The 9,835-nt window shown below is 70.7% G+C and carries 9 protein-coding genes; 5 read left to right on the forward strand and 4 right to left on the reverse strand.

The window, feature by feature from the left end; all coding sequences use genetic code 11:
* Nucleotides 1-115 precede the first annotated feature (115 nt).
* Nucleotides 116-439 carry a nuclear transport factor 2-like protein gene (locus tag ACNFOC_RS44295; RefSeq protein ID WP_416964678.1) on the forward strand — a complete coding sequence of 108 codons (324 nt, stop codon included), beginning with the start codon at nt 116-118 and terminating at the stop codon, nt 437-439.
* A gap of 89 nt (nt 440-528) precedes the next feature.
* Nucleotides 529-1,524, forward strand: coding sequence for an aldo/keto reductase (locus tag ACNFOC_RS44300; RefSeq protein WP_416964671.1), 996 nt, complete (start codon nt 529-531; stop codon nt 1,522-1,524).
* A gap of 28 nt (nt 1,525-1,552) precedes the next feature.
* On the opposite strand, the gene ACNFOC_RS44305 is transcribed toward ACNFOC_RS44300, so the two are convergent.
* Together ACNFOC_RS44305 and ACNFOC_RS44310 are read right to left on the reverse strand one after the other, a co-directional pair.
* Complete coding sequence (locus ACNFOC_RS44305; RefSeq protein WP_366092237.1) at nt 1,553-2,290, reverse strand: ABC transporter ATP-binding protein; 738 nt, start codon at nt 2,288-2,290, stop codon at nt 1,553-1,555.
* Nucleotides 2,291-2,441: 151 nt separating this feature from the next.
* Nucleotides 2,442-3,923 carry an ABC transporter permease gene (locus ACNFOC_RS44310; protein WP_416964672.1) on the reverse strand — a complete coding sequence of 494 codons (1,482 nt, stop codon included), beginning with the start codon at nt 3,921-3,923 and terminating at the stop codon, nt 2,442-2,444.
* Nucleotides 3,924-4,197: 274 nt separating this feature from the next.
* Between ACNFOC_RS44310 and ACNFOC_RS44315 the strand changes: the two genes are divergently transcribed.
* Nucleotides 4,198-5,376 (forward strand): D-alanyl-D-alanine carboxypeptidase family protein, encoded by a 1,179-nt coding sequence (locus ACNFOC_RS44315; protein WP_416964673.1) that lies wholly within the window; start codon nt 4,198-4,200, stop codon nt 5,374-5,376.
* 243 nt (nt 5,377-5,619) lie between these two features.
* On the opposite strand, the gene ACNFOC_RS44320 is transcribed toward ACNFOC_RS44315, so the two are convergent.
* Nucleotides 5,620-6,381, reverse strand: coding sequence for an SDR family oxidoreductase (locus ACNFOC_RS44320; RefSeq protein WP_416964674.1), 762 nt, complete (start codon nt 6,379-6,381; stop codon nt 5,620-5,622).
* A 16-nt stretch (nt 6,382-6,397) separates the two neighbouring features.
* Entirely contained in the window at nt 6,398-7,396 is a 999-nt protein-coding gene (locus tag ACNFOC_RS44325; protein ID WP_416964675.1) for a Gfo/Idh/MocA family protein, read from the reverse strand.
* Nucleotides 7,397-7,483: 87 nt separating this feature from the next.
* Between ACNFOC_RS44325 and ACNFOC_RS44330 the strand changes: the two genes are divergently transcribed.
* Nucleotides 7,484-8,770 carry a multidrug effflux MFS transporter gene (locus ACNFOC_RS44330; protein WP_416964676.1) on the forward strand — a complete coding sequence of 429 codons (1,287 nt, stop codon included), beginning with the start codon at nt 7,484-7,486 and terminating at the stop codon, nt 8,768-8,770.
* Nucleotides 8,722-9,835, forward strand: a 1,114-nt coding sequence (locus tag ACNFOC_RS44335) for a serine hydrolase domain-containing protein (RefSeq protein ID WP_416964677.1), incomplete at its 3' end; no start/stop codon positions are given. The genes ACNFOC_RS44330 and ACNFOC_RS44335, both read left to right, overlap by 49 nt.

The raw sequence follows: 9,835 nt of genomic DNA on the forward strand, positions 1-9,835 counted from the left end.
ACGATGCGGCCGTGCCTCCACGGCGTTCCGGTCAGATCGCGCCGTCGATCAGCGCGGCGGCGGTGAACAGCTCCACGCCGACCGTGATCGCGGACTCGTCGGCGTCGAAGTCGCCCTGGGGGAGACAGCCAAACTCAGCGATCCGGCGGTCCGGGCGTTCGTCAGCGCCGTCAACGCCCATGACCGGGACGCCTTCCTGGCGCTGCTCGCGCCGGGCGCGACGATGGCGGACGACGGCTCCGACCGTGACCTCGCCGAGTGGATCGACCGGGAGATCTTCTCCTCCCACGGCCACATGCAGGTCGACCGGGAGTCCGACGGCGGCCGCGCCCTCCTCGCCCGCTACTCCAACGACGCGTGGGGCGAGATGCGCACCCGGTGGAGTTTCACGGTCGGCGAGGACGGCAGGATCGCCCGCTTCGAGACGGGCCAGGCCTGACCGACGTAGAAAGCTCCCGTAGAAAGCCGCCGTGGAAAGCAGAAAAGCCCTTGCCTTGAAGTGCGCTCCAACTCCTAGTGTCCACAGGCATGGAGACGAAGTCGAACATCAGGACCCTAGGACGCAGTGGCATCGACGTGAGCGCTCTCGGCTTCGGCTGCTGGGCGATCGGCGGTGAGTGGCAGGACACGAGCGGGCAGCCGCTCGGCTGGGGCAAGGTCGACGACGAGGAGTCCGTACGGGCGGTTCGGCGCGCCCTCGATCTGGGCGCGACGTTCTTCGACACCGCCGACACCTACGGCGCGGGGCACAGCGAACGCGTCCTCGGCCGCGCGCTCGGCAAGCGCCGGGACGATGTCGTCGTCGCCACCAAGTGGGGCAACGTCTTCGACGAGCAGACCCGCACGCTCACCGGCGCCGACGACTCCCCGGAGTACGCCCGCCGCGCGCTCACCGCGTCGCTGGAGCGCCTGGGCACCGACCACGTGGACCTGTACCAACTGCACCTGTCCGACGCCGACTTGGGGCGTGCCGCCCAACTCCGGGACCAGTGCGAGGAGTTCGTGCGGGAGGGGCTGATCCGCGCCTACGCCTGGAGCACCGACGACCCGGCCCGCGCCGCCGTGTTCGCCGAGGGGGAGCACTGCGCGGCCGTACAGCACGCGGCGAACGTGTTGCAGGACGCGCCTGAGATGTTCGCCCTGTGTGAGGAGTTGGGCCTGGCCAGCATCAACCGCAGCCCGCTCGCGATGGGCCTGCTCACCGGAAAGCAGGCGCCGGGACGGGAGTTGGAGGCCGGCGACATCCGCAACACGCCCCCGTCCTGGATGCAGGGCTTCAAACAGGGCGCGGGCGCCGACGAGGACTACGTCGCCCGCGTGGAAGCCCTGCGCGAGATCCTGACCTCCGAGGGCCGTACGCCGGCCCAGGGCGCCCTCGCCTGGCTCTGGGCCCGCAGCCCGCGCACCGTCCCGATCCCGGGCTTCCGCTCGGTCACGCAGGCGGAGCAGAACGCGGGCGCCATCGCGAAGGGGCCGCTCACCGCCGGGCAGTTGGTCGAGATCGACCGCGTGCTCGGCAGGTGAACGGCCCCGGCGGGACGAACAGGTGGGCTCAGTAACCCTGGTTGCCGTGTTCCGCGTACTGCTGCTGAGGGGTGAACTGGCCGTTGCCGCGGCCCTGTTCGGTGAGGGTGATCTGGCCGGCCTTGATGGTGGCCAGGCGCGGGGCCCGGCGGGCGATCGACGAGTCGTGGGTGACCATGATGAAGGTCAGCCCGTACTCGTGCCAGAGGCCTTCGAGCAGGCCCATGATGTCGTCGCGGGTGCCTTCGTCGAGGTTGCCGGTGGGCTCGTCGGCGAGGAGCACCTTCGGCTTCTTGACCAGCGCGCGGGCGATCGCGACGCGCTGCTGCTGACCGCCGGAGAGTTCGGACGGGGCGTGCTTGAGGCGGTCGCCGAGGCCGACCGACGAGAGCGCCTCGGCGGCCCGCTCGCGGCGCTCGGCGGGCTTGACGCCGAGCGGGACGAGGGCGGTCTCGACGTTCTCCTGCGCGGTGAGCGTCGGGATGAGGTTGAAGGACTGGAAGATGATGCCGATCTTCTCGGCCCGCAGCCGGGTCAGCTTGGCCTCGCTGATGGTGGCGAGGTTGACGCCGTCCAGCTCGACACTGCCCTCGGAGGGCCGGTCCAGGCCGCCGATCATCTGAAGCAGCGTCGACTTGCCGCCGCCGGTGGGGCCCTGGATGACGAGCTGGTCGCCGTCCTCGATCGTGAGGTCGACGCCGCGCAGCGCCTCGACCGTCTCCTTGCCCCGCGAGTAGCGCTTGGTGACGCCGGTGAGCTTGTACATGGGATCTCCGTCGATACGTCTGTGAAGAAGAGGGTCGGGGCGCCGCCGCCCGGGGGGAACGGTGGCGGCGCCCCGGATCAGGGGGTGCGGCGCGGTCGGCGGCGGGCGGCGTTACGAGCCACCTCCGCCGGACCACGCCACCACGGCCGCGCTACGACACGCTGCGCAGCGCGTCCGCCGGACGCATCCGCGAGGCACGCCAGCCGCCCATCGCGCCGGCGATCAGGCCGCCGGTGACGGCCAGGCCCACCGCGAGGGCGATCGTGGTGAGCGAGACCGGCGCGTTCAGGGCGATCTCCAGGGTGTTGGAGGTGGCCTGCTGGCCGGGGCCGCCGCCCTGACCGCCGCCGGGACCGCCCTGGCCGCCGCCACCGCCGGTGGAGCCGAGCTGCGCGGTCAGCTTGGGGCTGATCGCGGTGACCGTGTAGGCCGCCAGGAGGCCGAGGGCGATACCGAGGCCGCCGCCGATCAGACCGTTGACCATGGACTCGCCGACGACCTGCCGGGTCACCTTGCGGCTCGGCCAGCCGAGCGCCTTCAGCGTGCCGAACTCACGCACCCGGCGCGAGACCGCCGACGAGGTGAGCAGCGCGGCGACGAGGAACGCGGCGATCAGGACCGCGATCGACAGCCACTTGCCCACGCTGGTCGCGAGGTTGGAGGCGGTGGACAGCGAACCGGACACGGTGGACGCGAGGTCGGCGGAGGTGGTGACCGTCGTACCCGAGATGTTCTTCTGGATGGTGGTCTTGACGGTCGAGATCTGCTTGGAGTCGGTCGCCTTGACGTAGATCGTGGTGACCTTGTTCTTCGAGTCGCCCAGCGTCTGCGCCTGCTTCAGCGGCACGTACACGTCGATCGTGGACTCGCTGCTGTTGGGCGTCGCGATGCCGATGACCGTGAACTTGGTGCCGGAGATCGAGAAGGTCGAACCGACCTTGTACTTCTTCGTCTTGGCGTACGACTTGCTGACGACCGCGACCTTCGCGTTGGTCTGCGCGGTCGTGAACGTCTTGCCGGTGGTGATCTTCGACGTGGACAGCGGGCCCAGCGTCTGGTTGGTGACGTCGATACCCGCGACCGAGTACGAGTTCACGTTGAAGTTGGCGCCGCCGCCCTGGACCTGCGGCGCGGCGGTGCTGCCGGTGCCGGTGCCGCCGCCGGGGCCGCCCTGCTGCGAGGAACCCGAAGAGCCGGACGTGGTGGAGGACTTGGCCTTGCCCTGGGTGAAGGAACCGTCGACCTTGGTGACGTTCAGGGTGAGCGCGCCGACCGCGGTGGACACGCCCTTCTGCGAGGCGACCTTCGTGACCAGGGAGGACGCGAGGGCCTGACCGCCCTGCGTGTTCACCCGGTCCGTGCTCTGCGAGGTGCTGCTGGAGGAGGTGGCGCCGAACTTGAAGCTGGGACCCTGCGAGCTGCCGGCCTTGGGGGCCGATTGCGCCTTGGTCACGGTCATGTCAGTTCCGAGACCGTAAAGAGACTTGAGGACCTTGTCCTGAGCCTGATTCATGCCGGCCGTCACCGAGTTGACGGTGATGACCAGCGCGATACCGAGCGCCAGACCCATCGCGATGACCAGGGCCGCCTTCTTGCGCCGGCCCAGCTCGCGCTTGAGATAGATGCCAAACATCCCATTCCCCAAAGGTTCTTGGCGCCCGCTGTGGGCGCGGCCACAAGCTATGGAGAAACCTTTGAGTCGACCTGAGTAAAGGATGTGTCTGGCCTGAGAAAAAGGGGTCCGAAATCAGAATTGCGTCAGACAGCTCATTCCTAAGCTGTGGAGGGTCTCCTGCCAGGAAACCCCTGTTCAATGGCCTGCTGACATGGGGTGTCGATCATCCCTTCGACGCCCCGCCGCGGACCCCGCCGTGTACGCGCGCGGCCTCATTTTGTACGGTCCCGGGATGCGCGATTCCTCTCGGCTCACCCGGCGTGCCGCCCTCGGCCTGACCGCCGCCGCTCTTCCCCTGGCGGCGGCCGCTCCCGCGTCCGCGGCGACGGTGATAGGCGGTGAGCGTCTGGCCCGCGACGGGATCCAGGTGGGCGATGCCTCCGGTCTGCCCAAGAAGCTCACCGCCCGCTCCTGGCTGATCGCCGACCACAAGACGGGCGAGGTGCTCGCCTCGTACCGCGCGCACCAGCGCCTCGCGCCCGCGTCCACGCTGAAGATGCTGTTCGCCGACACCGTGCTGGGGAAGTTCGAGCGAACCCGCACCTACCGGGTGACCGACGCGGATCTCGCCGACGTCCCCTCCGGCTCCAGCCTCGTCGGCGTGAAGCCCGGGATCCTGTACAGCGTCCACCAGTTGTGGCAGGGCGTCTTCTTGCGGTCCGGCAACGACGCCGTGCACGTGCTGGCCCACATGAACGGCGGGATCGCGCGGACGGTCGCCGAGATGCAGGCCAAGGCGAAGGACCTCCAGGCCCTGGACACGCACGTGGTGAGCCCGGACGGCTTCGACCATCCCGGGCAGGTCTCGTCGGCGTACGACCTCACGCTCTTCGCCCGGCACGGGCTGCACGACGACGACTTCAGCGCCTACTGCTCGACCAGGACCGCGAACTTCCCGGCCGGCGGTAAGAAGACCTTCCAGATCCAGAACACCGACCGCCTGCTCAGCGGCGCCTACGGACTGCGCCCGTACCGGGGCATCATCGGCGTGAAGAACGGCTACACCAGCCACGCCGGCAACACCTTCACCGGCGCCGCCACCCGCGACGGCCGCACCCTCCTGGTCACCGTGATGCACCCCGCGAACGGCGGCAACGAGGTCTACAAGGAGACCGCCGCGCTCCTCGACTGGGGCTTCGGCAAAGGGAGTTCGGCCCCGGCGGTGGGCGCGCTGGTCGATCCGCTGAGCGAGGGCGGGGCGGTCGCGAGCCCGACACCGTCGGGGAAGGGCACCAAGGGGGCGCCGGGCGCCACCGGTGCCGCGGCGGCCTCGTCGGACGGTCCCTCGCCCTGGCCCCTGCTGGGCGGCGCGGCGGGTGCGGTCGCGGTGTTCACGGGCGGCGCGTTCGCGCTGCGCAGGCGACGGGCGGCCGTAGCGGCGGCCAAGTCCCGGGAACTCGACGGGAGTTGATGTGACGCGACAGCCGCTCCACGGTCCGGTGCGTAACCCGCGGTCCCACGCGGGCTCCACCCCCACCCGGGCCGTGGAACGACTGTCGCCTCTCCCCCCTCGGTGTGGCCTGCGGAACCAAGGGCTCCGGAAGTGCGGAAGCCCCGTGCTCCAAGTGTGAAGCTTTGGTGGAGGAGAGTTGAGCATAGGTCAGCAACCGGGCGCAATGGCGCGGATGGTCAAATTCCGTTTGTGCGAATCGACTTAGCCGCGGCCCACATACGGCATCGCGGTCGCCAACACCGTCGCGAACTGCACATTCGCCCCCAACGGCAGCTCCGCCATGTGCCGCACGGTGCGCGCCACATCCGCGACATCCATCACCGGTTCCGGGGCGACCGCCCCGTTGGCCTGCAACGCCCCGGTCTCCATCCGCGCCGTCATGTCGGTCGCCGCGTTCCCGATGTCGATCTGCCCGACCGCGATCGAGTACGGCCGCCCGTCCAGCGACAGCGACTTGGTGAGCCCCGTCAGCGCGTGCTTGGTCGCCGTGTAGGCCACGGAATGCGGACGAGGCGTATGGGCGGAAATGGACCCGTTGTTGATGATCCGCCCACCCTGCGGCACCTGCTCCTTCATCCGCCGGTACGCCGCCTGCGCGCACAGGAACGCGCCGTTGAGGTTGGTGTCCACCACGTGCCGCCACGCGTCGTACGGCAACTCCTCCACCGGCACCCCACCGGGCCCGAAGGTCCCCGCGTTGTTGAACAGCAGGTCGACCCGCCCGAACCGCTCCACGGTGGCGTCGAACAGCCCGTCCACGTCCTCCGGCCGCACCACATCCGTCGCTACGGCGATGCAGGCGCCCTCGGGCACCAGCGCGGCCGTCTCCTCCAGCGTCCCGGTGCGGCGGCCGGCCAGCGCCACCGACCAGCCCGCGCGCAGCAGTTCCACGGCGACCGCGCGGCCGATGCCGGAGCCGGCACCGGTCACCACGGCGATCCTCGACGATTCCTCAGCGTTCATGGCCGCAGCCTACGAGTCACCCTTCTTGCGGGTACCGCACGCCGATCCGCTCCCGGACCGCGTCCAGCGTCCGCATCACCGCGAGGGTGCCCTCCAGCGGCACCAGCGGCGACTCGCTCTCACCGGCCCGCAGCGCCCGCATCACCTCCGACGCCTCGTGCCGCAGCGTGTTGCGGGGCCCGTCCGCCGGGTCGAGGACGAACTCCTCGGGGTCGCGCCCGTCCCGGTGCAGCACGAACCGCTCCGGGTGGAAGAAGCCGTCCGGGATGTCGATCCGGCCCAGCGAACCGGTCACCGACGCCGAGGTCCCCGTACCGCCGACGATCGAGCAGTGCAGCGCGGCCAGCGCGCCGCTGTCCCAGGAGAACAGGGCCGCCGTCTGGAGATCGGCCCCCTCGGGGGAGAGCACGGCCGACGCCTTCACGTCGGCGGGCTCACCGAGCAGCAGATGCGCGAACGACACCGGGTACACCCCGAGGTCCAGCAGCGCGCCCCCGCCCTGTGCCGGGTCGCGCAGCCGATGTGAGGGCGGGAAGGGCCCCGCGAGCCCGAAGTCGGCCTGGACGGTGCGCACTTCACCGATCGCACCGTCGTCGACGAGGGACTTGAGCCGCCGTACCAGCGGATTGCAGTACATCCACATGGCCTCCATCAGGAAGCTGCCGCGCTCGCGGGCCAGGGTCACGAGTTCCCCGGCCTCGCGGGAGTTCAGGGTGAAGGCCTTCTCGACGAGCACGTTCCGCCCGGCCTCCAGGCAGAGACCGGCCGCCGCGCGGTGCGCCGAGTGCGGGGTGGCGACGTACACGATGTCGAGGTCCGCGTCGTTCGCCAGCGCGTCCCAGCCGCCGTAGGCCCGCTCGATCCCGAACCGTTCCGCGAACGCCTTCGCCGAGGCCTCCGTCCGCGAGGCCACCGCGACCAGCTCGGCGTCCGGCAGATCGACGAGCTCCGCCGCGAACGCGGCCGCGATCCCACCGGTGGCCAGGACTCCCCAGCGCACCCTCTGCTCCGTCATCGCGGCCCCACCCTCGCTCACCAGACCCTCGGCACCCTGTACGAGCTGAGAGCATAGGTGGCGGATCACCCGGAGAGGGAGGGGCACATGCCCGAGCAGGAGGCGCAGGCGCAGGCCGTGCCGCAGTCCGCCGTACCGTCGTCGCTCAGGGCGACCCGTCGCGCGGGCCTCCTCGTCATCCTCATCCTCGGCGGCCTCACCGCGACCCCACCGCTGTCGATGGACATGTACCTCCCCGCGCTCCCGGCGGTCACCCGCGCCCTGCACGCCCCCGCCGCGACCGTCCAGCTCACGCTCACCGCCTGCCTGGCGGGTATGGCCCTGGGCCAGTTGGTGGTGGGCCCGATGAGCGACAGGTGGGGCCGCAGACGCCCGCTGCTGACCGGCCTGGCGGTCTACGTCGTGGCGACGGCCCTGTGCGCGATCGCGCCGAACGTCGAATCCCTGGTCGCCTTCCGGCTGGTCCAGGGCCTGGCGGGCGCGGCCGGAATAGTCATCGCGAGAGCGGTCGTACGCGACCTCTACGACGGCGTGGCGATGGCCCGCTTCTTCTCCACCCTGATGCTGGTCTCCGGGGTGGCCCCGGTCGTCGCGCCGCTGGTGGGCGGCCAGATCCTGCGGGTCACGGACTGGCGGGGCGTGTTCGTGATCCTGACCTTCGTCGGTGCGGCCCTCGCCGTCCTCGTCTGGACCCGCCTCCCCGAGACCCTCGCCCCGGAGGACCGCCACGGGGGCGGCACGGCGGAGGCCCTCCGCTCGATGCGTACCCTCCTCGCGGACCTCCCCTTCACGGGCTACATGCTCACGGGCGGCTTCGCCTTCGCCGCGTTGTTCGCGTACATCTCGGCGTCCCCCTTCGTCGTCCAGGAGATCTACGGCGCCTCCCCGCAGACCTTCAGCCTCCTCTTCGGCATCAACTCGGTCGGTCTGGTGGCGGTGGGCCAGATCAACGGAAAGCTGCTGGTGGGCAGGGTCTCGATGGACAAGGTCCTGGGCGCGGGCCTGGCGGTGGTGGTGCTGGCGGCGACGGCGCTGCTGCTGATGGCGACGGGAACGTTCGGGGACGTGGGCCTGGCCCCGGTGGCGGCCGGGCTCTTCGTCCTGATGTCGGCGATGGGCGTGACGCTCCCGAACGCCCAGACCCTGGCGCTGATGCGCACCAGGCACTCCGCGGGTTCCGCCTCCGCCCTGCTGGGTACGTCGTCCTTCCTGATAGGCGCGGTGGCGTCCCCACTGGTCGGAATCGCGGGCGAGCACACCGCCGTCCCGATGGCGGTCGTCCAACTGGTGGCCGCACTGGTGGCGGTGGCCTGCTTCGTGGGAATGTGCCGTCCTTGGAACACACGTACGACCGCGGAGGGAGTGGGGAGCTGAGCGCCCCGAGACTGCGCAACGACACACCGGAACGGGCCGGCCTCGACCCCGAGGAACTCCGCCACCTGATCGGGGACGTCCACGCCCTCACCACCGGCGACCGCCCCTGGGCGGCGGGCATCGTCGTGGTCGCCGGCCGCGGCCCGGTGATCGCCGTGGAGGAGGCGGCGGGCTGGGCCGTACGGTATTCCGCCTACGACCCGGAGACGGACCGGGGCATCGAACTGCCCCTCGCCTCCCGCGTCCCGGCGACGGTGGACACCCCCTTCGACCTGGCCTCCCTCACCAAACTGTTCACGGCGGTGGCCGCGATGCAGCAGATCGAGCGGGGCACACTCGGCATAGACGCCAGGGTGGGCGCCTATCTGCCGGACTTCCGGGCCGCCGCCCGGCACGGCATCACCGTCCGCCAACTCCTCACCCACACCTCGGGCCTGCGCCCCGAACTCCCGCTCTACGACTGCGCGGACGACGCGGAACGCCTGGCGATGCTGCGCGCGGAGGCGCCGGTGGCGGAGCCGGGCGAGTACGTCTACTCGGACCTGAACCTGCTCCTCCTCCAGTCCGTCCTGGAACGCATCAGCGGCCGCACGCTCGACGTCCTCATCCACGACGGCATCACCCGCCCGCTCGGCATGACGTCGACGGACTTCGGCCCGTGCCCGGGCGCGGCGGCCACGGAGGACCAACGCCGCCCCTGGGCCAAGGCCGACCGGGGCATGCTGCGGGGCGTCGTCCACGACGAGAACGCGTGGGCACTGGGTGGCGTGGCGGGCCACGCGGGCCTCTTCTCGACGGGCCGCGACCTGGCGATCTTCTGCCGCACGTTGCTGGCGGGCGGTTCCTACGGCCCGGCCCGCATCCTGGGATCCGACTTCGTGGAGTTGCTGCTGACCCCGCCCGGTCTGGGCTTCGGGGTCGATCAGGCGTGGTTCATGGGGGAGTTGGCGGGGCGCGGCGCAGTGGGGCACACGGGCTTCACGGGGACGTCGCTGGTACTGGACCCGGCTACGGACACGTTCTTGGTGCTACTGGCCAACACCGTGCATCCGAGGAGACGGGGGG

This window comes from Streptomyces colwelliae (genome assembly GCF_048158785.1).
Classification (GTDB): domain Bacteria; phylum Actinomycetota; class Actinomycetes; order Streptomycetales; family Streptomycetaceae; genus Streptomyces.